Annotated in this window: 18 protein-coding genes and 1 tRNA gene; 9 read left to right on the top strand and 10 right to left on the bottom strand. The window is 51.1% G+C overall.

Annotated elements, in window-relative coordinates; genetic code table 11:
* Window positions 1-1,072 precede the first annotated feature (1,072 nt).
* The gene (locus NDI45_RS20375; RefSeq protein ID WP_348248474.1) at window positions 1,073-1,708 is read left to right on the top strand and encodes a late competence development ComFB family protein; all 636 of its coding nucleotides are present in this window, start codon (window positions 1,073-1,075) and stop codon (window positions 1,706-1,708) included.
* 85 nt (window positions 1,709-1,793) lie between these two features.
* On the opposite strand, the gene NDI45_RS20370 is transcribed toward NDI45_RS20375, so the two are convergent.
* Both NDI45_RS20370 and ggt read right to left on the bottom strand, forming a co-directional pair.
* On the bottom strand, window positions 1,794-4,967 hold the full coding sequence (locus tag NDI45_RS20370) for a UPF0182 family protein (RefSeq protein WP_348248473.1): 3,174 nt from the start codon (window positions 4,965-4,967) through the stop codon (window positions 1,794-1,796).
* A gap of 58 nt (window positions 4,968-5,025) precedes the next feature.
* Window positions 5,026-6,717 (bottom strand): gamma-glutamyltransferase, encoded by a 1,692-nt coding sequence (gene ggt, locus NDI45_RS20365; protein ID WP_348248472.1) that lies wholly within the window; start codon window positions 6,715-6,717, stop codon window positions 5,026-5,028.
* A gap of 107 nt (window positions 6,718-6,824) precedes the next feature.
* Here ggt and NDI45_RS20360 point away from each other — a divergent pair.
* Window positions 6,825-6,906: transfer RNA gene (locus NDI45_RS20360), tRNA-Leu, on the top strand.
* 409 nt (window positions 6,907-7,315) lie between these two features.
* On the opposite strand, the gene NDI45_RS20355 is transcribed toward NDI45_RS20360, so the two are convergent.
* Complete coding sequence (locus NDI45_RS20355; protein ID WP_190791998.1) at window positions 7,316-9,244, bottom strand: S9 family peptidase; 1,929 nt, start codon at window positions 9,242-9,244, stop codon at window positions 7,316-7,318.
* Between the two features lie 65 nt (window positions 9,245-9,309).
* Window positions 9,310-10,470, bottom strand: coding sequence for a glycerol acyltransferase (locus tag NDI45_RS20350; RefSeq protein WP_242067338.1), 1,161 nt, complete (start codon window positions 10,468-10,470; stop codon window positions 9,310-9,312).
* Between the two features lie 842 nt (window positions 10,471-11,312).
* Between NDI45_RS20350 and NDI45_RS20345 the strand changes: the two genes are divergently transcribed.
* Window positions 11,313-13,796, top strand: coding sequence for a phosphoketolase family protein (locus tag NDI45_RS20345; RefSeq protein ID WP_348248471.1), 2,484 nt, complete (start codon window positions 11,313-11,315; stop codon window positions 13,794-13,796).
* A gap of 54 nt (window positions 13,797-13,850) precedes the next feature.
* Here NDI45_RS20345 and NDI45_RS20340 read toward each other — a convergent pair whose 3' ends face one another.
* Entirely contained in the window at window positions 13,851-14,822 is a 972-nt protein-coding gene (locus NDI45_RS20340; protein ID WP_348248470.1) for a hypothetical protein, read from the bottom strand.
* 120 nt (window positions 14,823-14,942) lie between these two features.
* Window positions 14,943-16,193, bottom strand: coding sequence for an NB-ARC domain-containing protein (locus NDI45_RS20335; RefSeq protein WP_348248469.1), 1,251 nt, complete (start codon window positions 16,191-16,193; stop codon window positions 14,943-14,945).
* A 96-nt stretch (window positions 16,194-16,289) separates the two neighbouring features.
* Between NDI45_RS20335 and NDI45_RS20330 the strand changes: the two genes are divergently transcribed.
* From NDI45_RS20330 to NDI45_RS20320, 3 genes are all read left to right on the top strand, one after another.
* Window positions 16,290-16,556, top strand: a complete 267-nt coding sequence (locus NDI45_RS20330; RefSeq protein ID WP_348248468.1) for a hypothetical protein — start codon at window positions 16,290-16,292, stop codon at window positions 16,554-16,556.
* A 445-nt stretch (window positions 16,557-17,001) separates the two neighbouring features.
* Entirely contained in the window at window positions 17,002-17,202 is a 201-nt protein-coding gene (locus NDI45_RS20325; protein ID WP_348248467.1) for a hypothetical protein, read from the top strand.
* A gap of 504 nt (window positions 17,203-17,706) precedes the next feature.
* A complete protein-coding gene (locus NDI45_RS20320) occupies window positions 17,707-17,991 on the top strand; it encodes a hypothetical protein (RefSeq protein WP_348248466.1) in 285 nt (94 codons plus the stop codon).
* Between the two features lie 49 nt (window positions 17,992-18,040).
* Here the strand turns inward: NDI45_RS20320 and NDI45_RS20315 are convergent, their stop codons facing one another.
* The 4 genes from NDI45_RS20315 to NDI45_RS20300 all read right to left on the bottom strand — a co-directional run bounded on the left by NDI45_RS20315 (window position 18,041) and on the right by NDI45_RS20300 (window position 20,857).
* Window positions 18,041-18,589, bottom strand: a complete 549-nt coding sequence (locus NDI45_RS20315) for a DoxX family protein (protein WP_348248465.1) — start codon at window positions 18,587-18,589, stop codon at window positions 18,041-18,043.
* Between the two features lie 347 nt (window positions 18,590-18,936).
* Window positions 18,937-19,179, bottom strand: coding sequence for a regulatory protein SipA (gene sipA, locus NDI45_RS20310; RefSeq protein WP_190791886.1), 243 nt, complete (start codon window positions 19,177-19,179; stop codon window positions 18,937-18,939).
* 42 nt (window positions 19,180-19,221) lie between these two features.
* Window positions 19,222-20,280 carry a sirohydrochlorin chelatase gene (locus NDI45_RS20305; protein ID WP_190791889.1) on the bottom strand — a complete coding sequence of 353 codons (1,059 nt, stop codon included), beginning with the start codon at window positions 20,278-20,280 and terminating at the stop codon, window positions 19,222-19,224.
* Between the two features lie 307 nt (window positions 20,281-20,587).
* Window positions 20,588-20,857, bottom strand: coding sequence for a hypothetical protein (locus NDI45_RS20300; RefSeq protein WP_348248464.1), 270 nt, complete (start codon window positions 20,855-20,857; stop codon window positions 20,588-20,590).
* 261 nt (window positions 20,858-21,118) lie between these two features.
* Between NDI45_RS20300 and NDI45_RS20295 the strand changes: the two genes are divergently transcribed.
* The 3 genes from NDI45_RS20295 (at window position 21,119) to serS (ending at window position 24,265) form a co-directional block, all read left to right on the top strand.
* A complete protein-coding gene (locus NDI45_RS20295; RefSeq protein ID WP_348248488.1) occupies window positions 21,119-21,742 on the top strand; it encodes a MarC family protein in 624 nt (207 codons plus the stop codon).
* A gap of 86 nt (window positions 21,743-21,828) precedes the next feature.
* Entirely contained in the window at window positions 21,829-22,920 is a 1,092-nt protein-coding gene (ychF, locus tag NDI45_RS20290; RefSeq protein WP_348248463.1) for a redox-regulated ATPase YchF, read from the top strand.
* A 67-nt stretch (window positions 22,921-22,987) separates the two neighbouring features.
* Window positions 22,988-24,265, top strand: a complete 1,278-nt coding sequence (serS, locus tag NDI45_RS20285; protein ID WP_348248462.1) for a serine--tRNA ligase — start codon at window positions 22,988-22,990, stop codon at window positions 24,263-24,265.
* Window positions 24,266-24,344: the final 79 nt, after the last annotated feature.

Below are 24,344 nucleotides of genomic sequence, written 5' to 3'. Positions count from 1 at the left end.
ACCTCAAATTGCTTCAGAAATAAGGAAGATAATTCTCAGATCAACGGTTCGTTCACATAGGAAATTGATATCTTCCCTGAACTGAGGAAGGGAACAGGAAGGCAATTCCTCGATTAAAAACTTATCAGTTCTAATTGCTTCTAAACATCCAACTAAAGGATAGATGATGTACGCCTAAAGGGGGATATGCTCAGCCCTGTAGACTGTAGCTACCTCGCACAGTAGAGTTACAAAGCTACTAAACAAGAAGTACTTCTTGGGGTAGAATCTCTATTCTGGCAATAGATTTTCTCAAAGTGCATTGGAGATTAGCAATTATGTAGCAATTCAATGCGAGCATTTATTTTGCCTACATCCTTGAGTTCTTTATTAGCGTGATTGGCTGTTTAAAAAGCAATCTATCAAAAATTTAGGTGTTGAATAATTTCCCCAACTCTAATCAAAAGTTAGGGTTGCTTTAGGAGAGTATTTGAGAATGTTTGAGGACTTTTGAGATGTTTAAAACGAATCAATTGTCCTGTTTTTTTTCCTAGATTCGCTATAAACAAAAACTTTGAGAACTCGGAAGCGAACGAAGCTTTTCCGAGAATTGAAAAGCCAAAATTGGAAAACCAGAACTAGAAAACCAGAGTTGGAAAATTAGCGAAGCAATTCGGCTTATCAGGATGCGATCGGGTTTGCAGCATCGGCCCAGGCGGGGCAGGATGAGCAGTTGCCCTCGCCGGACAATGACAGTAGTGTCACTGAAAGACGGTAATACCACCGAAAAATGAATAAATGTGAAGGAAAAATAAAGCTGAAGGACATATCAAGACGAACCGCTGCAGTTTGACTAAGGGATAAGCCCTTGGGCGGCGCTCGACTTCAGCTCAAGCCTGCAACGGTCACAAAAGTTCTTTTAGCTGCAGCTAGACCCCGTAATGTCTACAAATTCACAGAAATCTTTTCCTAACTTGATGTAAATTTTTAGAAAATCCCCCATTGCACAATATTACTTTTTAAGCAGTGCTCTTATGCTTGAAGCTATGGGTAAAGTAAAAAATATAAGTATATTTTCTGAGGAAAGCGGCGCATGGGTACTTACAAGAACATCATGGAGCTATTGGTCGAGGAGGAAGTCATTCGTCAGTGCAAAACGCTTTCTGCCCGTGCCTCTGCCTATATCAACTCAGAGGAACTGATTGCCTATGCTCTGAATCAACTGCCGCCACTGTATGCGACCAGCGAGCAGGGTTTGGAATACCAGATTCAAAAAGGCAAAATCAAGTTTTCGCCCCAGATTACGCAGGCAGTCCAGAGGGCGATCGCGGCAGTTCGACGTGACCCTTTGCGGCGATACACCCCCCTGAAGCAGAATCAGGCCGCCCCCCTGAGCGACGTGCTGAAACAGGTGCGCCACTTGCTCAAAGATGATGATATTCAGTGGGAAACACTGCCTTCTGCGGTGGAGCGGGCAATCAAGCGGGCAGCTTTTCGGGCAGCTCAGGGCGGCTCTTCGTGGCACGAGCGCACTTCAGCGGATCGAGGCATGGGTAGCCGATCTGCTCAAACGGCTAGAGCTTCTGCGGCGGTTCGTCCGACTGCTCCTGCCCCGTCGATGCCTGCCCCGCCTGCTTCTGCTCCTGCCCCAATCGCCCCAATTGCATCGATGACCAATGGCAATGATCCCGAATATGGCTGGGATGATCCACTCTATTTTTCACGCTAATTCTCTTTGCCCTAACTGCCTTTGCGCTCATTCTCCTCGCGCTAGTCATTCCCTTTGGGTTAGGTAACGCTCAACTTGCTTCTACCTAATCCACGGGCAACGCTCCATCTTCAACCGATCGCACAATCGGGGCGGCGGCTTCAGGCGGCTGAAAAATTGCCTTGAGTGACTGTTCGAGCGTTTCGGCCATGGCAATCCGGTTGGCAAAGGCAACAATAACACGCACCAGGGTCGGGAGCTGGTTTTGCTCCGCTTCAAGATAAAGCGGCTCCACGTACAGCAGCGATTGCTCGATCGGAATGACTAGCAGATTGCCTTGTGTCGCACGAGAGCGTTGCCGGTTCCAGAGGGTGATTTGCTGCGAAATAACCGGGTCCTGATTAATCCGGGCTTCGATCTGCTCTGGACCAAACACTAACTCCTGCTTGGGAAACACGTAGAGCAGCATTCTGCCGTACTGTTCGCCGTCCGATCGCGCTGCCATCCACGCAATCAAGTTATTGCGCTGAGCCGGGGTAAAGGGATAGAGCAGCACAAATTCTTCACTGGAGGCGATCGGCAGCTTGGTAATCAGGTAATACGGCTCAACGCGCTGGGGCTGATTTCCGTAAATTTCGTTAGGCGCACGCCACAAATCTTCCCGGTTATAAAACACCACCGGATCGATCATGTGATATGTCATCAAATGATTAGACTGCACCTGAAACAGATCCACTGGATAGCGAATGTGCTGCTGCAAGGCTTCGGGCATTGCGCTCAAAGGCTGAAACAGATCGGGAAAGATTTGCTGCCAGGTCTGAATGATCGGATCAGTGGGGTCAGCGACGTAGAAATTGACCGAGCCGTGATAAGCATCAATCAGGATTTTTACCGAATTTCGCACATAGTTAAACTCATTTCCCAGCGGGTCAGAATAAGGAAATCGCTCGCTCGTTGTGTAGGCATCGATCATCCAGTACAAATAGCCTTCCTCTGGCAGCGGCGAAACCTGACGGGCTGCTCCGCGCTGCCATTGCTTATTGCCGACATCAGCGACCACCAGATAAGGGTTGCTGTCAAATCGTAGAAATGGGGCGATCGTCTGAACCCGCTCCTGAATGCGGCGGCGAAACAGCAGGCGAGTTTCGGTTGTCAAATCATTGTTAAACAGCATCCGCCAATCGCGCAGATATTCCGCAAAGAGCAATCGCTGCCACTGTTGACCGATCGCCACACCACCGCGCCCGTCGTACAGGTTATACACATTTTCGCTGCCGCTGGGATAATCCAGTTCGGGAGTGCGAGTCGGGGTCATCACGTAGGATTTCGTCAGCTCACCGAAATAAATACGCGGTTTGCCCACCGGAATGCTGCTGGCAATGCGATCGCTGCTGGGGCTGCCAGGAATGCCCTGAATGTAGTATTCGGGCAGCCCGCCTTCAGCAACCTGATTCACCGGACTGACCGTAAAGCCGTATCCGTGGGTGTAAACCAAATGCTGGTTCACCCAGGTTTTTGCCACTTCTGGAACCGTATCAAAATCCAGTTCGCGGGCAGCAATCAAAACCTGCTGCTGGGTAATTGTCCTGTCTTCGTTGAGCAGCCTGTAGCGATCGATATCTGCCCCCGGAAACTCATAATAGGGGCGAATGCGCTGAAGCTGGCGGTTGGTTTCCAGCAGGGGGCGCGTGTCCCACAGGCGGATGTTATCGATCGTCAGGTCATTTTGCTGAATATCGGCGGCGGCAAGCGTTGGTTCGGGGTTAAACGTCTCAACATCGATTTTGTTCAGGTCAAAGGCTTCGCGGGTAAGGGCAATCGTTCGCTCTAGATAGGGCTGCTCGACCTGAAGCTCGTTGGGCTGCACGACTAGTCGCTGAACGGCAAAAGGTAAAATTTCTCCGCCGATCGCGGCTGCGATACCAAAGGTGATCAGGGCAGTCAGGGGAGTCAGGCGTAATCGCTGAGGTTGTGCTTCGGGCTGAGGCAAGTTAGAGCGGAAGGAACGGGAGCGAGAAACAACGCCAGAAGAATCACGGGAATTGGCGATCGGATAAGCAATATTAGAAAACTGAAATTCGGGGTCTGCCGAAGTTTGCTTTCCCCGTCGAGGAAGCGGTTCACGATCGCGCCGGACTGAAGGAGCCGATTTTGTAGAGATTTGCCTGCCTGTACCGCGTTTTCTAGGGTGCCAGCCGAAACCCAGTATGAAGGAGCCGATCGACAGTAGGAGTGCAAGTAAACTCAACCCCGTATCAACAGGTAATTCGATGCTGAGGTTGGTGAAGCTTGCCCCGTAGGAAGTCCCCAGCGGCGAGAACAGCAGGCGATAGCGATCGAGCCAATGGCTCAGGGCAACCGTCAGCAGCCAAAAGCCGCCCAGCCGATACAAATGATGCCGCTGCGCCTGTGGAAAGCCCCCGAATTCGCCGCGACTAAGGCTGTCGTTCGATCGCAAATAAAGCAGCAGCACCGAACCGAACGTCAGCACAGATAGCCCGACCAGCCAGAACTGCAAAAGCTGCCAGCAGGGCAGGGTAAAAATAAAAAAGCTCAGGTCTCTGCCGAAAACGGGATCGATCTGGTTGAAAGAAGTGGGATGCAAGCCTGCTAGAATCGTCGTCCACTGTTCAGACATCACCAGTCCAAAACCGAGACTTAGCAGCAGGGCGATCGTCCCCAAAACAAACCGAGGTAGCAGCAGCAGCCCGGTCGTGAGTGCCGCCACCCCTGCCCCTCCCCACAGTCCCCCACCTTGCTGCCCCACGATTTTTCCAATCCAATCTGCCACCGCCTGCGGACGAAACGGCTCTGGAACTGATGGCGATCGATAGGCAACGACTTCCCCGATCGCAGAAGCGGCAAAGCGAGGATGCCAGTGCTGCACCATGGCCTGCCCATACTCAACCCCCAGCAGCGCGATCGTCAAACTCAGCAGCAGAATCAGCGGAAATAGCCGCACCATCCCCTTGCGATGAGAAACACCGGGATCAGGCAGTGCTTTGGCATAATGCTGTGCCTGTCGCCACTGAGTGCCCCACACTGCCAGACTCATCCCTACCGTGACAACTGCTAGCATGAGCTGTGCTTGCAAGCGAGTTGTGAAAACGGACAAATAGTCAACTTCCTGGAACCAGAGGCGTTCTGCAAACAGAAAAATCAGCAGATCGACAAAAAACAGGATGCCGACGATCGCCAGTATTCCTTTCTGCCAGAAGCGGGAAGCGTTTTCTCTGGCGGAGGATGGGGCTAAAAGAGATGCGATCGGGGAGCGAAACATAAGGGCACAAAACGGGGGCACAAAACGGGGGCACAAAATGCCTTTCTTTTATTGTGGTTCAGGACGGTTCAAGACGGCTCTCGACAACTCCCACCGCTCCACCTCGTCGGGCATCGCCTGCGCCTGTCATATTGCCCTGGCTAGAGGTGACCGCATGAACCCCGCCAAAAAACATATTCTGCGACTGCCAGCACTCAACCGTCTGATCAAAGGGAAATTGATTAAAGGGAGAACGGTTTGGCAAAGAACCCGCCCGAAACGGTTCCGCTCCCTGAACCGAGAAATGAATTTCGTCGGGGAGCAGTCCTGGCTCCAGGTTAAAAATGCCATTTTCCCAGTGAACTCTTGGCGCAGCCACCGCTTCAGCCACGGGCATCTTAAAATCGAGCAGATTGGAGATCACCTGTAGGATTGCCGTTCGGATTCGGTTAGAGCCGCCCGACCCCAGCACAATCTCAGGCTGTCCGTTCTGCAAAATCATCGTTGGAGCCATCATCGAAGCAATTCGCACATTTTCGCGCCACTGATGAAACCCGATCGGGTGCAGATCGGATTCGCCCAGCATATTGTTCATCATGATGCCCGTCCCCGGAATGACATAGGAAGAGCCTTCGCCGTTTGAGGAGGTCATGCTGGCTGCGTTGCCGTCCTGATCGATCGCGCTCACATGAGTTGTGCTGCCCCACTTGTTTTCCCACGGACTGTTTTCCCACTGAATCGCATTGCCCGAATTCAGCCCAGCACGGCAGGTTCGCAGCTGCTCATACTGCGCCAGATGCTCAGCCGCCAAAAAGCGATCGGCAAAATCAGGCTGATCAAGCTGCTGGTCATAGCCTGCCAAACGCGCCATATTGGTCAACCGCATCGTGTCTGCCAGAATTTGCAGATGGGCGATCGACCCAAACTTGAATCGGGATAGATCCGCCTGCTCTAGCAACCTGAAGGCAAAGGCGATCAGCGTGCCTCCTGCACTGGGTGGCGGATTCGTGATAACCGTATGACCTCGATAATTCGTTTTCAGCGGTTTTCGCTCGATCACGCGATACTGTTCGAGGTCGGTTTGGGTCAGATATCCGCCCTGCGCCTGACAGTCTTTCACAATTTGATGGGCAATGTCTCCCCGATAAAACGAGTCCGCGCCTCCGCTCGCTAGTTCTTCCAGTGTGTTTGCTAGATCAGACAAGACCAATCGATCGCCCGCTCGCACTAGCGTTCCCCCAGGCATATAAAGATGACGCGCGGCGGCTGAGGCAAAAATGATCGGACTGAGAATCTTCAGGTTATACGCCTGAAAGGTCGTAACCTCAACCCCCTGTCGCGCCAGATGAATTGCTGGCTCCAGCACCACCGACCAAGGCAATCGCCCCAACTGCTGCTGCACCCGAAATAGTCCTGCCATCATTCCCGGTGTGGCGATCGACCCCAACCCAATGTGAAACTCCTGCAACACGCCGCCAAAATCGACCAGCACCGGATAAAAATCAACCTCGGCAGGATTGCGCTTCTGGCCAGGCGTTTGGGTAAAAAAATCAAACAAAATATCCTGACCACTCTGAGCGTGCGCCAGCAAAAAACCACCGCCTGCCGGAGAAGTCAGCATTGGCTCTGCGATAAACGAGGCACACACCGCTGCCACCACTGCATCAAACGCATTGCCGCCCAAGCGAAACATCTCCATTCCAGCTTCAACGGTGAGCGGATGTCCTGCGGCGATCGAGCCACGAGTCGCGGGATGAGAAGGGTGAGGCATAAGGCGATCGGGATGGTGATTTTCAAAAGTTTACCGTTTCATGCGATTTCGCGTTCTTCAATTCTTCTAAAAAACACTATGTGCTATGATGATTAAGCAAAAAATTTGCGGATGTGGCGGAATTGGTAGACGCGCTAGATTTAGGTTCTAGTTTCGCAAGAAGTGAAGGTTCAAGTCCTTTCATCCGCATCGCGATCGATTGATATCTATATCAATTTATATTCTGCTCATATCTAGAGCATGTTCAGAGCATGGGCGAATAAGACCCTTACTCACTGCATTAAAGTCGATTGCGCGCAAGCCGATCAATCTTTTGCTGCACAAGCGGGACAACGCTGGCAAAAACTTGCTTACCCCATACTGCTTCCAGGCAAGGCAAAAGACCTAGGACAGATAGCCCCATTGCTTTGGCGATCGATATCGATCCGGAGACAAAATGAAATGGATGGAATGACTGGCTGTGATCAATCACGGATAATTCGCTCTGGGTCACTTGTTCTTTGCGAACACCCAAGATTCAAACCCGAAGGTTCAAACCCGAAGATTCAAACCAATGGCCCGATTGATTCACAGCCGCTTCACTGCCGCAGAATGCAGTTTATTTCATGACGCCCGTTGTTCCAGGAATCTCACCGATCGGCTCACAGCGTCCGCCCAAATATTTTGCCAGAAACTCTTCTGCAACTGCGAAAAAATGCAGGCGGTTTTCGGGGCGAGCAAAGCCGTGTCCTTCATCAGGGTAGAGCACATACTCGACGGGCTTTCCAGCCGATCGCATTGCCTCGGCAATCTGATCGCTTTCTGCTTGCTTAACGCGCGGGTCGTTGGCTCCTTGACCGATCAGCAGTGGTTTTTGAATGCGATCGATAAAGAAGAGGGGCGATCGGGATTTGAGGAAATCCGGTTCCTGGTCTAGATTGCCGACCCGGTGATAAAACTGTGCCTTCAAAGGTTCCCAGTAGGGGGGAATGCTCTGCATTAAGGTAATCAGGCTGCTCGGACCCACAATGTCCACACCTGCCGCAAAAACCTCTGGCGTAAAGGTCAAACCGACCAGCGTTGCATAGCCGCCATACGAGCCACCCATAATCGCGATCTTTTGCGGATCAGCAATGCCTTGATCGCTTAGCCACTTTACCCCATCTAGTAGGTCGTCGTGCATTTTGCCTGCCCATTCCCGGTTGCCCGCATTGAGAAACGCCTTGCCGTAGCCCGTCGATCCTCGAAAGTTGACTTGCAGGACGGCATAGCCGCGATTGGCAAGCCACTGTGCCTCTGGGTCATAACCCCAGGTATCCCGCGCCCAGGGTCCACCGTGAACCAGCAGTACTGCCGGAAGATTTTGCGGTGCATTTTTGGGTAAGGTGAGATAGCCGTGAATGGTGAGACCATCTCTTGCAGTGTAGGAAACGGGCTGCATCGAAGTTAACGGCAGCGTCTCCAGAATTGGTTTATTGCTGAATAAAAGCGTTGCTTGCTTTGTCTCGCGATCGTACACGTAGTAATACACCGGACCATCATCGGTCGTGTAGGAAACGAGCCAGCGATCGTCTGCCAGCGTGCGGCTGCTGATGCCATATTCACTCGATTGCTCCGCAGTTTCCCCATGGGGTAATCGAATTTGCGATAGCGTCTCGAAATCTGCCTGAATTGCATCGTCTAAAATTTGCCACTCCAGCTTGTCTTTGTAGAACGCAACTGCCTGAAGTTTGCGGCTTGTGGGATGGGTAACAATGCCGCCGACATCATACTGCGGGTCTTCGGCTATCACCGTTTCTTGCTTTGTTGCCAGGTCCAGCGCAATGAGACGCTGAGCGTTTGCATTATGGCTACCAACGACGTAAAGCGTTTTGCCGTCCAGCGAAAATTCTGCGGCATATCCTTCGTCCTCAGCTGTCCAGTGGCGCAGCGTCTCCCACTCGCGATCGACCCCTTCGCGATAAATCAACTCTGTGCCGCCATCGGGTGTTGCTGCCAGTGCCGCCAAAATTTGAAACTGAGCGTTTGCCGTCCAGCTCACAATATTGCCGGGATTTTCAGTGTCGAACTCGACCGCACCCGTTTTGAGATTCACTCGATAAACATCAAACTTTTGGGGATCGGTCAGATTGAGTCCCACTAACAAATCATCGGGAAAGTTTGGATCAAGCTCGATCGGCTGTGCTTTGACCCCCTGAAATGGTGTTAAATCGCGTACCAGGTTTGTATGAATATCGACTGAATAGCAGTGAAAGTTTTCATCTCCATCGGCATCCTGCATATAAATCAAATGCGTTCCGTTATACGTCCAGAAATACATCCGAATACCGCGCTTTTGATCTGCAGTAAGCTGTCGCTCATCGTCCTGTCCTACGGTTCGCAGCCACACTTGCAGTACGTTCTTTTCATCCGGCGCAATATAGGCGAGATATTTGCCATCGGGTGAGAGCTGAGGGCGTGTTCGTTCTGGGTTGCCGAATAGCACTTCACGCGGAATCAGGGGGATATCCTGCTGGATTGAAGGAGCAGAAGAGGCGGTTTGGGTCATAAGAGTGGATGGGTGGAAAATAAGGGGGTGATGAAATTAAGAGGGTGAAAGAGTACTTTTTTAAGCTATTTGTTCATAGGCGATTTGTTCGATCGTTTCTCGCTTCGTAGTCGATCGATTTGCTTTTGTAGGTCTAGTCGGAGCTGCTGGGCTTTTTCGTAGGCGATCGATCGCTGCTGAAGGGATTGATCGAGGGGCAGGGGATTTTGCCAGGGCTGCTGGAGGGGTTGGATGACGTATTTCAGGCGAGTACGGTTTGCCCATACACCCATTGAGGGAAACAGTAGGAAGACCAGCAAAAGGGGCGACAAGGGAAAAATGGGCATTCCGAGCCAGCGAGCTGCCTGCTTCAAATTCACCGTCCAGGGATGCAGATACTCATTCCCCATACAAACCACAGGCAATAAAGGCACCTGATAGCGATCGCTCATGCGAATAAAGCTGGGGTCGAACTTCTGAAGCTGATAGCGATATCGCCAGCCCTTTACTAATCCTCGCCAGCCTTCGGGAGCGTAGAGAATGACCCTTTGCAGGGGGTGATCTGAACAATTGCAAAGCTGGGCAACTGCGGTTTCGACGGCTGCTTCTTCGGCTCGAATTCCCCCTAAAAGCTGCGTCCAGCCGGCGGGAAGCCACCAGCGCAGCCACGGGTGATCAAAAAAGATTGGATGTCCCACGGGTTCCGCAATCCAGCCTCTTGCCCCGCTCAGCAGCACACCCAGCCCAATAATGTCCCACGGAAAACACATTCCTGCATGATTAATTAGCACCATTAAATTTCCTTCGGTGGGCAGGTTTTCGACCTGTTGTAGTTCCGCCCGAAAGTGGTGCTTCAAAATGGGCATAAGGATTTCTCGTCGAAATGCCTCCTGATAAGCGGGGTCAATTTCGCGATCGACTTCACGCGGAGCACGACAGCCAAGCCGCAACCATCGCATTAACAATGCTAGATAAAACCCGCCCGGAAGCAAAAACAGCAGATATTCCAGTCCGTTCCACCCTTCGGGATCGGCGTGGTAGTGCTGCCAATGACGGTTGAATAGCACAAGCCAACCGGGGGGATACCACAGGCAAAACCGGTCAAACCAGCGAAAGTGATAGGAGGACGCAGTATCAGGCTGTTCCCGCAGAAACGGTGTTTCATCACTGCCTCCCTGTTCTCTGTCTGCCTGTTCTAAGTCGAGCGAATTCTGGAAGACAGCTTGCGGTGGATACGATGAATCCATTCCAGACCCCTAAAACAGCGACTCTCTATTCTGCACTTCGATCGCGAATACAGCATCTTCCGCCAGATTGAACTTCTTTATCGACGATGCTGCTAGCCTACGCTTAGCCATTTCAGGCTGTAGCGGCTTATGCCGGGTTAAACGTAAGTTCAATGCTTAAATCTAAAGGTTTTCTTTATTAGAGTGACGATCGCTGACGGATTGCATCTTTGAGCCAATTCTATCTGCGTTCTGAAGTTGATCGTGTTTGCTTGATTACGATGGAAGCCTGATTCTCATTTTATAATCCTGGCACAATTGAAGCGATCGACTGTACGGAACCGACTTGAAATTTGCTGATCGAAAATTGCGCTTTGGCTTTGTAGTTACCTACTCTTTGTAGTTGTCTACTCTTTATAGTTACCTATATGTATTTTCCTGTTTGTTCTTTAACCGATTCCTCGATTAATACATTGATTAATACATTGAGCATGATGATTTAGCGTGATTTTTCCTTGCCTATCATGGCTTTGATTGAGTGACATCGAAATCGAGAGTCCCCTAAATCCTCCTTCAGAAAAGGGATTTTGAGCCACTAAACTTTCTTCTTTCAATAGACCCGCTTTAGAGGTTTGGTTTCTTTTAAAGGAGGACTAGGGGAGATTTGTCAGAACCTCAAACAGAACCTCAAACACCAATCCTTTCTTCTACCCAGAACGAGTTCGATCGCTCAAGTTATCACTCCAATTATTGTTCTATGGTTCAGATTTAATGGTTCGGATTTAACGGCTCGAATTTAACGGCCGAATTTAACGGCTCGAATTACTGATCACTATTGCTTTCAATCACAAACACAGAAACTTATGGTTGCAACTCCACCTAAGCCTGCTTCAGATCTTGCTTCAATTAGTGCCTTCGGTCAGGCGCGATCGACTGTTCAGGGCACACCGCTAAGTGCCGAAGAGCTGCGAAAAATAAATGCCTTCTGGTCAGCCTGCAACTATGTCGCGGTGAGCATGATTTATTTGCAGGAGAATCCCCTGCTGCGCGAACCGCTCAAGCCTGAACATATCAAAAATCGTCTGCTGGGTCATTGGGGTTCCAGTCCTGGAATTAGCTTTATCTATACCCATCTAAGCCGGGTGATCAAAAAGCAAAATCTGAACATGATGTACGTGGTGGGTCCGGGGCACGGGGCACCTGGATTTCTTGCCCCCTGTTTTCTGGAAGGCAGTTACTCAGAGGTTTATCCCGACAAAAGCGAAGACGACGAAGGCATCAAAAAATTCTTTAAGCAGTTTTCTTTTCCGGGCGGCATCGGTAGCCACTGCACCCCCGAAACACCCGGCTCGATTCACGAAGGCGGCGAACTGGGCTACAGCCTCTCTCATGCCTACGGAGCTGCCTATGATAACCCCGATCTAATTGTGGTTGCCCTGGTAGGGGATGGCGAGTCTGAAACGGGACCGCTGGCGACCGCATGGCATTCTAACAAGTTCATCAATCCGATCCGGGATGGGGCAGTGCTGCCGATTTTGCACCTCAACGGCTACAAGATCAATAACCCCACGATTCCGGCTCGTATCAGCCACGAAGAACTCGACCAGCTTTTCCGGGGCTATGGCTACACGCCCTACTTTGTGGAAGGCTCTGATCCAGAATCGATGCACCAGGCAATGGCGGCAACGATCGACCACTGCATTGCTGAAATCAAAGCAATCCAGGAAGAAGCCCGCAGCAAGGAAGTCGCAGAACGTCCGCGCTATCCGATGATTGTGTTTCGCAGTCCCAAAGGCTGGACTTGCCCCAGCGAAGTAGACGGGCACAAGGTCGAAGGCTTCTGGCGGGCGCATCAGGTTCCCATGACCGACGTGAAAAAGAACCCCGCCCATCTGCAAATTTTGGAACAGTGGATGCGGAGCTACAAGCCGGAAGAGCGATTCGACGAAAACGGCAGGCTGATCCCTGAACTGAAGGATCTCGTGCCGCATGGCGATCGACGTATCGGCTCGAATCCCCATGCCAACGGCGGCAAACTTCGCAAAGACTTGAGAATGCCGGATTTTCGCGACTATGCGATCGAAGTGAGTCATCCCGGCTATGAGCAGGCAGAAAATACCCGTCCGTTGGGCGTGTTTTTGCGAGACGTGATGAAGCTGAATCCGACCAACTTCCGCGTCTTTGGCCCCGATGAAAACACCTCGAACAAACTCACCGCCATCTACGAAACCAGCAAGAAATTTTGGATCAGCGAATACCTGCCCGAAGACGCTGACGGCAGCGAACTCTCGACCGACGGGCGCGTGATGGAAATGCTGAGCGAACATACGCTCGAGGGCTGGTTTGAGGGCTATTTGCTCACGGGACGGCACGGCTTTTTCTCGACTTATGAAAGCTTTGTTCATGTGATCGATTCGATGGTCAACCAGCACTGCAAATGGCTAGAAATCTGCAATCACATTTCCTGGCGCGAAGATATTTCGTCGCTGAATTTGCTCATTACCTCAACAGTCTGGCGACAGGATCACAACGGCTTTACCCATCAAGATCCCGGCTTTATCGACGTGGTGGCAAATAAGAGTCCGGGCGTGACGCGCATTTATCTACCGCCGGATGTGAACACGCTGCTCTCGGTATCCGACCACTGTTTACGCAGCAAAAACTATGTGAATGTGATTGTCGCTGACAAGCAGTTGCACTTGCAGTATATGACCATGGAGGATGCCATAATTCATTGCACGAAGGGGATCGGCATTTGGGAATGGGCAAGCACCGATCGCGGCTGTGAACCGGATGTCGTCATGGCATCGGCAGGTGACATTCCCACCCTGGAAGCGCTGGCAGCCACCGTTCTGCTGCGGGAAGAATTTCCTGATCTGAAAATTCGCTTTGTCAATGTGGTTGATTTGTTCAAGCTCCAGCCCGACAGCGAACATCCTCACGGCATGAGCGATAAAGACTTTAACAGCATCTTTACGATCGACAAACCGATCATTTTCAATTTCCACGGCTATCCCTGGCTGGTGCATCGCCTTGCCTATCGCCGCCAGAATCATGCGAATCTGCACGTTCGCGGCTACAAGGAAAAAGGCAATATCAACACGCCACTAGAACTGGCAATCAGTAATAATATCGATCGCTTCAGTCTGGCAATGGATGTGATCGATCGCGTCCCGAGGCTGAGAGTTGCCGGAGCACACGCCAAAGAACGGTTTAAGAATATGCAGATCGCCTGCCGCAATTATGCCTATGAACACGGCGTAGACCAGGACGAAATCCTCAACTGGAAATGGCCCGGCGCACCGAAAGGAACGGCTCCTTCTCATGAGGATGCTCCCACGTCTTGAGCTTAAAGCGGCTCACACCGATTGTTTAAGGGAACCACCTGAAGTCGATTAACCCTATCGGGGAACTGCTCCGCATCGCTCTGCCCTCCCTTTTGCCGTAACAGCGTCACCAGAATTCGAGACGTATATTCCTCTCGATCGCGTTTTGCTGCATTGGCGCAACTCCCCGTAGCATATCCACCCCAGGTCAGTGTTTAAGGGCACAGCAACACCGAATGAATAGATTGGTTGTCCAGTAGCTTTGTTGCGTTCACGAACGATCGCGTTTCTCTCATAAATTAGCGGTAGGGGATTTCGGAGTGCCTGGTTTGCGTCGTTTTTTTCCCGATCGTTGGCGGCAGTCGCACGATCCTTGGTAGCAGTTTCACGAATCAACCTAAACTGCTTAGCAGCTTGCCCAAAGTTACCTTTTGCAAACTCAGTCATCCCCGCCTGCATCAGGGCACGATAAGGAGCTTCAAGCTGAAGGGCTGAATCACCATTCTCGATCGACCGTTCTCCGGTACTCATCAGACGATCGGCTGGAAGCACTAGAGGAGGAGAATTGTCAGCAGGAGAATTGCCAACAGGAAACCCACAGGCAACCGGATTCGATCGACAATAAGTCACGCGTCCAATTCCTCCTGTTAAGGCGATCGCGCCCAGCAGCAAAAACATCCAGGGTTTCAACCTGAAGGATTGACCTGAAGAAAGAGCCGCAAAAACTTTAGAGAATAAAAGAGAAAAAATCTTAGGAGAAGCATTAGAAGCAGCAGGAGAACTGGCGGAAATAGCCGGAGGAAGAGTAGGGGAAATAGTCGGGACAACAGCAGAAGGAACGCTCGTTGAATATGACAGCTGACTTAACTGCTCGATCGCCTGAAAAATTTCGGTGTAAGGATGCCCAAAGCTGAGGGGTTTAATGAGCTGATAGTAATGCCTACGGCTCCCCTCGATCGTCAAAGCCGTCCTGCAATATTGACAAAACTGCGCCGAGTTAGGATTTTTACGATCACCGGGACATGAGGGGTTGATGCAGTAGCTCATGGGTGGAGGAGAAAGCGGAAAAAGAGCTGAAATTCCCTCATATTCGCATACAAGCCCAAAATCAGGAAGCGCACGCAACCACAATCATCGCCTGCAATTTATTCTCTGAGCTGCCCTTTCTTAACCGCACCGTCGCTGACAAAATCGACGCACCATCGGCTGAAGCGTATACAGCACTTGAGTGTCTTCCGCAACGCTCACCAGCAGCGATCGTCGTTCGAGTGCCGACTTTGCCGGCAGTAAGCCGCGATTGTTTCCCACCTGCTGCGTTAAGCTCTCGCGCAGTTCATCTAGATGCAGCGGTTCACTGTTTGCCAGACAGCACAAAATTGCACGCTCTTGAGGGTTTAAGCCGTTCCAGTGCTGCTCCAAAATTGCCTCGACCGCATCCGGCAGATACGAGTAGCGCAAAAACTGGGTGATGTCGCCGTGAAAGCTTTGCTGAATGGTTGCCGCCGCTAGCGTTAACGCCATTGGATTGCCGTCATACAGCTCAATTAACTGTCCGGCACTTTGTTCATCGAATGCAAGTTGATGGGTTTCGAGCAGTTTATAGCACGCTTCTTCATCTAAACCACCCAGCGCATACGAGCGCCCTTTGCCCCCTGCTGCCCCAGCCAGAACGGTAAAATCCGGTGGTTTCTCACAGGTGGTAACAACAATGCGACTGCGCTGATTCGTGCTGAGATCCTGCCACACTCTCGAAAATCGCTGATGTGCCTCGCGTCGCTTCTGGGGATTGGTTTCGCTCGATCCAATCTCGTCGAGAATCACCAGTGCCTTTTGCTGGCGTAGGGCTGCGATCAGCTTTTCGGTCAGCGATCGAGCCGACAAACCCACCTGAAAATCAGCAAAACTCAGGCTTCCCGGAGACAGACGATCGAGCAGCTCTTGCAAAATTCGCTCGGTTGAATCGCTATAGGAAAACGTTTGCCAAACCACCTGAGTAAACTGAGATTGCAGGTCTGCTGCTAGCTTTCGCGCCAGAGTGGATTTACCCACGCCGCCCAAACCGTACAAAATCACCAAATAATACTCGTCTTGCAGAAGCCACTGTTTCAACTTTTGCAGTTCTTCCTGCCGACCAAAACAAGGAGCGGCGAGCGGCGCAGAATCAAAATCTTGCACGATCGGCTGCTTTCTCAGCGTGGTCGGGTCTACGACTTCCTGCCAGTCCAAACCCAGAAACTCGCAAAACTGTCGAAAGGTGGCACATCGAATCGGTTTTTCTACGTTATAAAATCGCTTCCAGGTGCGGTAAGAGGCGATCTTAAGGACAACGCTCAAGGTTTCAGTCGAGTTCGGGCTGAAGCCTTTTTGAGACAACGCCTGATAAATCTTTTCCTGTCCGATCGCCGATGCCCTGCACATGGCTGTCTTTCGTCCTCTCCCACTTCACCCTCTCGCCCTCATTGTAACTGACCTGCAAACTGGTAACTGACCTGCAAACTGCCCCAGAAATAGCTTTTGCTTTTGATGATGCAGCTCGATCGCATCGTTTCTATCCTTCACTGCAACATCAAACCCAGCAATATTTTGTTAGGCAATCGATCGTCGCACTCGATCGGAAAAATCTATCGGGTTGACTTCGGCTCTGCCATGACCCACGGTTTGAGCGGAAAAGGAACGGTGGCAGATCGTGGGAACCTTTGGCTACACTCCCCTTGCGATAATCGATCGATGAATTTACAGTACCGTTCACTCAGTGGGGATTTAGCTTTATCAATTTTTTAGCTGTTTCCTGGTTTCTCTATTCTTGTTTCCATTCTTTCTTTTTGCTGACACTATTCTTTTTGGAATCATTTCAATCCTCAATTGGCTATTCTTGCTCTTGTTCCTCGCATCTATTCCAGCTCTGTAAGTGAATCCGATTTATTCCGGGTGAGGTCACGATCGACTCGAAATAACATTGTTGCTAGGAAATTGCTGGGAAATTGCTGAGAAAGCGTGAGGATAGCCCCAAACACTGAGAATCAGCCTGTTAAATCATCGATATATCTATGCTGATAAATTTTTCTATTGTTTTTTAGCAATAAACGTAGAATCATGAGATACAGAAATCATCCCCCTTAAACAGAGCGCAGTGACCTGAAGCCGATCGCTTTCAAAGCAGCAGCAAAGCAATCGCCTGCCTTGTAGCGGCACGAGCACTGTCTCAGTGGAGGGTTATCCTCGTCGCGTGAATCCATCGACGAGCAACGTTAAATTATTCGGTCTTCCTGCTGCGGGTGAAGGCAGCATTGCAACGTACCTGATTGCCTTTTGTCTGATCACCTTTTCCTTGGGCAGTTGGCAGGCGATCGCTCCTACCTCAACGCTGATTTTGTTCCGCTCTACGGGCTACACGAAAAACTACGGCATCGTCTTCATTCGGCGCTAGCGCACTGCTGGAAACGCTCACCGTGGGTCAGATTCACGATGTATTCGCTAGCTATGCATCCTTCTTTTATGTCACGGGATTGCTGTATGTCACGGGATTGCTGGCAGCCGTCTTCGCAACTCCTCAAATCTCCTCTAATTTATACTCTTTAATAGCAAAATATTAAAACAATTATGAATACGATCGAAACTTATCTTTATCAATTTATATTTCGAAAAAACGATCGAACATTGCAAAAAGTGAAGTTAAAAATTAGAAGCTTAATTCGTCAAACTCCCTTGGGGCATAAATTTCAGCCGTTTCTCAAATTATCCTTTTCCACAATCTAGACGTTAAATCTTCTTGCGACCATCCCACGGAAAACAAGAGCTGCACTTCAATAGGAAATATAGCGAGGAGATCGATCGAGAAGCTCAAGTTGTGCAGGTTCTCATCACTAGATTTCTCCTTTGCCACGGATTTTTTCCTAGCTTGCCGTGCGTCTGATATAAGGATTTGAGGACGATGAACCTATACGCTCAATTGACCCAACTCATCTTCAGCTTCTACCGCGAAAATCCCTATCAGCTTGAAGAGATTCGCTGTCTGCAAAGCTGCAAACTGTCAAGACGCTGGGGTGTTCTAAAAATTATTTGCCCAACCTTTGAAGTTGCAGAAGCCCTGGTCTTGGGCATTAACACCTTAAAAGAACCGATCGCCCAACTGCGTCTTGCTCAACAGATCGAAATCAGTGTGAATCGAGCAGTAGTGCAGCACTTCACTGTGCCATCCTCCAGACTCACAGCTTGAGCAAGGTTTTAGGACGATCGGTTTACTGCTGCGCCAAAGCGACTTCTATTTACTTAATGGCTGCTTCCTGAGAAGCAGATTGAGAAACAGATGCAGCCGAGGTAGTGACACCCAGTGCCGGAACTGGAGATGCTGAAGCTGCGCTCAACCAACCCGCCAACAGCGTGTCCACCGAGAATAAACCTGCCCCATTCACTACAAAGAACAGGAAGCAGGCGGCATACAGCATCGACAGTTCCAGGTAAGGAATACTGAAGCCTGCAACCAGAACATGGTGATACATCGCGACCAGCATGGTGGAAAACAGACCCAGTGCCGCTGGACGGGTGAGAAATCCCAGTGCTAGCAGCGGTGCGCCAATCAGTTCTGTGAGGGCTGCCACATAGCTGAAAAAGATCGGGAAGGGTAGCCCAATGACTTGAACGTATGCCTGAGCGAAACTTTCGATATTAGAGAGTTTGTCGATTCCGTTGTGAACCATCACGACACCTGCCACGACCCGCAAAATTGTCCAGGCAGTTTGAGACAGGTAGTTCGGCGTGAAATTGGGCTGAAGAACCGCGATCGTCGTCGCAGTAAGACGTTGTGCGAGATTCATAGCTTATCTAAATGAGGAAGGATGAGTGCAAAAAGAGCGAAGCGAACCATGCAGTGCCAGGGAACCTGGGAGCGAGGCTAGCGATGTGAAGCAGTTTTCCCCTGGAAATCATTCGTTGGGGATTATCGTGAGCCTACACTCACTATTATATTAAGGAATATAACAAAATTTAATGAATAATCAAGAGAATGAGAGCCAAATTTTGCTCCTGCAATCAGGAACAGCGATAAAGGCAACCGCAATAAAACAAAACCCCGTCCACAAGATGCAGACGGAGCAAGGTTATACCCAATTGAGCGCGAAGAATGAAGAGTGAAATGTCGAGGGACGGTTAGAGTCAGATTCGCTTATTTAGACAACAGGCGATCGATGTATTGGCTTTCCATCAAAAAAATTCCCCTGGCAAATTTCACGCCCCAGTAATTGCCGGGACGGCGATCCATCACAACGCCTTCTTCACCAAGCTGGATCAAACTGGGAGGACGCAGCATTGGCATCGGGTCAGCCGTTTTGAGATAAGGCGGCATCACCACGACCTGCACTCGATCGCCCACCGTAAATTCTTTAGTCTCTGGTTTTGCCTCTGACATTGCCCATTCCTCACTCTGCTGTTTTTAGTGTATCGCTCTCAGCTAGGGCACATTCCAGATCCGCTGATGGTATTGTTCCGGCTCCGCATAGGGGTCGATCGCCTCATGAGCATGACCGTGCGAATGTCCGTGATCATGAGAATGTCCATGATCGTGCGAATGTCCGTGCGCGTCTCCCTGACCGACCGCCGCCAGCCGAAATTTGCACATTTCACAGTTCATGTTTACCTGACCAAGCTGGGTTTCGATTTCTCGATCGCGCAGCACATGGAAAAGCTGGGGGTGCAGTCCCATTTCGGGGAGACAGGTCAGCTCAATGTCAGGGTGAAGCTGCTGCTGCTCGTCCACAATGTTGAAAATCTTTTTAACGAGCGCACCCGTAAACAGGAAATAGGGCAGCACTACGATCCGCTTCGGTTCGTACAAACGGGCACGGCGGAAGCCTTCTTCGAGACGGGGATGGGTAATGCCAATAAAGCAAGTTTCGACCGTGTGATAGCCGCTACCTTCCCACATCATCCGCGCCATTTTATAAACGTCACCGTTGGCATCGGGGTCGCTTGAGCCTCGTCCTACAAACAGCAGCACTGTCTCGCTGCGATCGATTCCTTGAGGGTTCCACTGGGGCTGATCCAGCTCTACCAATCGGGTTTGCCATAGATCGAGAATACCTGGCGTGATACCAAAGTGCCTGCCGTAGTGAAACTTGACCTGCGGATGCCGCTGACGGGCGCGATCGAGTTCATTGGTTACGTCAAATTTGTTATGCCGCGCGGCGAATAGCAGAATCGGCAGCACTGAAAGCTCGGTATAGCCCTGCTCGACACAGCGATCGACTCCCTGCTGAATCGTCGGTTCCGTTAACTCCAGAAAACAGGGAACCACCGGACGCGACGAATCGAGAGCCTGATATGCTTCGGCAAAGTCTAGCAAGCCCTGCCGCCCATCGGCATCGCGGCTTCCATGCCCTACCAGCAGCACCGGACGGTGCAACGGCAGCGGCGCAAGCTGAACAGCACTGACAGACTCGCGATCGGCAAGATTAAGCGAATCCTGCGGGGTAATTTCCGCAAAAGAACCAGAAATATCAGAGGAAAGCATCATATCCCAAGAACCCTTTTCCCGTGCAGCGCAGGAAATAGAGTGAAAAACCAGCAAGGCGGCATCCTGGCTTAGACTCAGCGTTGAAACGCACGATCGAGATTCATCGTTAAGATTCACGGCTGAGATTCACAGTTGCGGCACAGCGTCGGACTCACACCGAACTTTCCCACCCTCGCGGCGATTCACGTTTGCCAAGCTATCTTATCCCATTCCGCCAGCAGCCTCTATGGTGGGGTGGGGGATTCGTTCATCCCTAACCTTAGGAAGCCACACTTTAGAGAGCCACACTTTAAGAAACCATACTTTAACGAGGCACGCGGTATCGCAGCAAATCGACCAATTGAGGCTGCACTTCATCCGGCAGCTGGGTGACCCACACTCCTGGTTGCTGACTCAGCGGCTGAGCAGGCAAATCATCACGGGCGAACTCAGAGAGATCAGGCAACATTGCCGCCAGTCGTGCTGTGAGGTGAGGCAGCATCGGCACGGAGCCAAACAAAGCCAAAGTTCCCAGGGATGAGGCTGAAAAAAGGCTGACTGCCAGCAAACGGTCTACCAGCGATCGAGAACGCATAGGCTTAACAGTTCGTTACCTCGACATCTCCATCAGTCTATCGCTGCTACTGCGGTTTGTGTAAATCATCCTGAGCGGGATCTGAATGGGGACGGTCAAATGTGAACTGTCAGCAGACAGGTTGAATTTTTAGTTAGATTTCGAAGGACTGAAGTTTCAAAGCCCTCCCTGACTCAACCGAGGGCAGGATGAAGCGATCGATCCATCAAGCTACGCTAAAAGAGAAATTTTAGGAGCAGTGAGCGGCTGATGGAACTCTCCATCGAAATCTCGATTTTTGTCCGAACGTTTATCGCCGTGTTTGTGCTGGCGGATGCACTGGGAAACGCACCCATTTTTTTGATATTAACCAAAGGGATGGAGCTGCCGGAACGAAACCGGGTGGTCGATCGCGCTAGTTTGATCGCCACGTTGATCATCCTGACCTTTGCCTTTGCCGGAAAATACATTCTCAATTATCTGCATATCAGCATGGCGTCGCTTCAAGTGGCGGGTGGTTTGCTGCTGCTGATGATCGCCCTCGATATGCTCAGAGGTGAACTCGATCAACCGATCGTCGAACAGGGACGCGACGTTGCCATTACTCCCCTGGCTCTGCCCCTGCTTGCCGGACCCGGAACCCTTACCACCGTCATGCTTCTTATGTCGAACGCGCCTTCTGCGGCAGGACACCTCAGCGTGGCGGCTGGAATTGGGGCGGCGATGGCAGTTACGTGGTTTATCTTTCGTCAGGCAACCTGGATTGATAAGTTCATTGGAGCCGAAGGCGCAGTCATTGCAACTCAGCTTCTCGGTTTTCTACTGGCGGCTCTGGCGATCGAGATTGGCAGCTCTGGCATCCGGGAACTGCTGATGACGCAGGCAACCCATTCGGGATGGGGCTAGGTGAAATAGTCGATTCCGCCCAAAACCTGGCACACTGGACAATGAACATTAGATGAACCTGAAAGGGATAGACCTGGGATTAGACCATGCTGAGAGCCGGAATTGTCGGACTGCCCAACGTAGGCAAATCCACGCTGTTTAACGCGCTGGTGGCAAATGCGAAGGCGGAAGCAGCGAACTTTCCCTTTTGTACGATCGAACCGAATGTCGGAGTGGTAGCTGTGCCCGATGAGCGGCTACAAGTGCTGTCAAAGATCTCTGATTCAGTAGAAGTGATTCCGGCACGGGTGGAGTTTGTCGATATCGCTGGACTGGTCGAGGGCGCAAGCAAAGGCGAAGGCTTGGGCAACCAGTTTCTTGCCAACATTCGCGAAGTTGATGCGATCGTGCATGTGGTGCGCTGCTTCGACAACGATGACATTATTCACGTCGCAGGCTCGGTTGACCCGGTGCGTGATATTGAGATTATTAACCTGGAACTGGCCTTGTCTGACCTGGCACAGATCGATCGCCGGATCGATCGCGTCCGCAAGCAAGCCCGCACCAGTAAAGAAGCTCAGGCAGAATTAGCTGTCCTCGAAAAGCTGGTTCCTGTCTTGAACGAAGGCAAACCCGCCCGTCAGGTTGAACTAAACGAAGAAGAAGAATTGCTGATCAAAGTGCTGGGACTGCTAACCCGCAAACCCGTGATTTATGCCGCCAACGTTTCCGAGGATGATCTGGCAAGCGGTAACGAGTGGGTCGATCGCGTCCGGGAGCTGGCAAAGCAAGAAAACGCTCAGGTCGTCGTTGTATCGGCTCAGGTTGAAGCGGAATTGGTGGAACTGCCAGAAGCCGATCGCGCTGAATTTCTCGAATCGCTGGGTGTGCAGGAAGGCGGCTTAAAGTCTCTGATTCGCGCCACCTACGATCTGCTTGGACTTCGCACCTACTTCACGACCGGACCTAAAGAAACCCGTGCCTGGACGATCAAAGCCGGGATGGTGGCTCCTCAAGCGGCAGGCGTCATTCACACCGACTTCGAGCGAGGCTTTATTCGCGCTGAAACCGTGGCTTACAACGATTTGGTTACGACCGGGTCGATGGGGGCTGCCAAGGAAAAAGGCTTGGTACGGAGCGAAGGTAAAGACTACACGGTGCAAGAAGGCGACGTAATGCTGTTCCGCTTTAACGTTTAGGTTCTGCCCAAGACAGGCTATCCTGATTTATTGGCAGTAATTCGGTTGAAATTGTCGAGGAGCCGTTGTGATCGACCTCAAGCAGCTACGGGAAAATCCAGAAGCGTTTCAGGCACAGCTTAGTTTGCGGGGCAAGTTTGATTTGTCTCCCCTGCTTTCGCTCGATCGCCAGCAGCGCGAAATTGAGGTGAAACGATCGCAGCTTCAGGCACGCAGCAACGAAATCGGCAAGCTCGTCGGGCAGAAAATGAAGTCTGGAGCCAAACCGGATGATGCCGAAATTCAAGCCCTGAAAGAAGAGGGCAATCAGCTTAAGGCGCAAATCGGCGAGCTAGAAGCACAGGAGCGCGAGATCAAGGCAGAACTTGAGAAAACTGTTCTCACTATTCCTAACCTGCCTGATCCAAGTACGCCGATCGGCAAAGACGAAGAGGAGAACGTTGAGCTGTACCGCTGGGGTGATGAGTACCTGCCGACGAATTCAGAGATTCTGCCCCATTGGGAAATTGGCGAAAAGCTGGGGATTCTCAACTTTGAGCGATCGACCCGCATTGCTCAGAGCCGCTTTGTGTCGCTGATCGGAGCAGGAGCCGCTCTGGAACGCGCCCTGATTCAGTTGATGCTTAACACCCACATTGCCGCAGGCTATACCGAAGTGCTGCCGCCGTTTCTGGTGAATTCTGAAACGCTGACGGCATCGGGGCAGCTCCCTAAGTTTGCCGAGGAAAGCTTCCAGTGCAAGAACGATGATCTGTGGCTCATTCCTACCGCAGAAGTGCCGATTACCAGCCTGTATCGTGACGAAATTCTGGATTCGACAGAGCTACCCAAACATTTTTGCGCCTACACGCCCTGTTTTCGCCGTGAAGCGGGCAGCTATGGGCGAGATACACGCGGACTGATTCGGCTGCACCAGTTTGACAAAGTAGAAATGTACAAGTTTGTGCTGCCGGAAACGTCGGAGGAAGAACATCAAACGCTGCTGAAAAATGCAGAGGCAATTTTGCAGGCGTTGAAGCTGCCCTATCGAGTTATTCAGCTCTGCACGGGAGATTTAGGATTTTCAGCCACAAAGACCTACGATCTGGAAGTGTGGATGCCCTCGTCCGGCAAGTATCGCGAAATTTCAAGCTGCTCGAATTGCAAAGATTTTCAGGCACGACGTGGCAATATTCGCTTTAAGGAAGCAGGCAAAAAGGGGACGCAGTTTGTTCACACGCTAAACGGCTCTGGTCTGGCGGTGGGTCGCACAATGGCGGCAATTTTGGAAAACTATCAGCAGCCGGACGGTACGGTAAAAGTTCCAGAGGTCTTGCAGTCTTACTTACAGCGCGATGTGCTTTAGGATGTGCTTTAAAGGTCAGTGAGAAGCAAGTTTGAAAGCTGCATTCTCGATCGACGGGTCATTCAACCAGATCCAATAT

The organism is Leptolyngbya sp. GB1-A1, assembly GCF_039962475.1.
In the GTDB taxonomy this organism is placed as follows: domain Bacteria; phylum Cyanobacteriota; class Cyanobacteriia; order Elainellales; family Elainellaceae; genus Leptolyngbya_A.
The sequence above is the reverse complement of the archived record's forward strand: the minus strand, read 5'-3'. Positions and strand labels throughout refer to the sequence as shown.

Coding starts and splice junctions, on each gene's coding strand:
- NDI45_RS20375 (WP_348248474.1), top strand. CDS start 1,073: ATGGGTACTTACAAGAACATCATGGAGCTATTGGTCGAGGAGGAAGTC.
- NDI45_RS20370 (WP_348248473.1), bottom strand. CDS start 4,967: ATGTTTCGCTCCCCGATCGCATCTCTTTTAGCCCCATCCTCCGCCAGA.
- ggt (WP_348248472.1), bottom strand. CDS start 6,717: ATGCCTCACCCTTCTCATCCCGCGACTCGTGGCTCGATCGCCGCAGGA.
- NDI45_RS20355 (WP_190791998.1), bottom strand. CDS start 9,244: ATGACCCAAACCGCCTCTTCTGCTCCTTCAATCCAGCAGGATATCCCC.
- NDI45_RS20350 (WP_242067338.1), bottom strand. CDS start 10,470: ATGGATTCATCGTATCCACCGCAAGCTGTCTTCCAGAATTCGCTCGAC.
- NDI45_RS20345 (WP_348248471.1), top strand. CDS start 11,313: ATGGTTGCAACTCCACCTAAGCCTGCTTCAGATCTTGCTTCAATTAGT.
- NDI45_RS20340 (WP_348248470.1), bottom strand. CDS start 14,822: ATGAGCTACTGCATCAACCCCTCATGTCCCGGTGATCGTAAAAATCCT.
- NDI45_RS20335 (WP_348248469.1), bottom strand. CDS start 16,193: ATGTGCAGGGCATCGGCGATCGGACAGGAAAAGATTTATCAGGCGTTG.
- NDI45_RS20320 (WP_348248466.1), top strand. CDS start 17,707: ATGAACCTATACGCTCAATTGACCCAACTCATCTTCAGCTTCTACCGC.
- NDI45_RS20315 (WP_348248465.1), bottom strand. CDS start 18,589: ATGAATCTCGCACAACGTCTTACTGCGACGACGATCGCGGTTCTTCAG.
- sipA (WP_190791886.1), bottom strand. CDS start 19,179: ATGTCAGAGGCAAAACCAGAGACTAAAGAATTTACGGTGGGCGATCGA.
- NDI45_RS20305 (WP_190791889.1), bottom strand. CDS start 20,280: ATGCTTTCCTCTGATATTTCTGGTTCTTTTGCGGAAATTACCCCGCAG.
- NDI45_RS20300 (WP_348248464.1), bottom strand. CDS start 20,857: ATGCGTTCTCGATCGCTGGTAGACCGTTTGCTGGCAGTCAGCCTTTTT.
- ychF (WP_348248463.1), top strand. CDS start 21,829: ATGCTGAGAGCCGGAATTGTCGGACTGCCCAACGTAGGCAAATCCACG.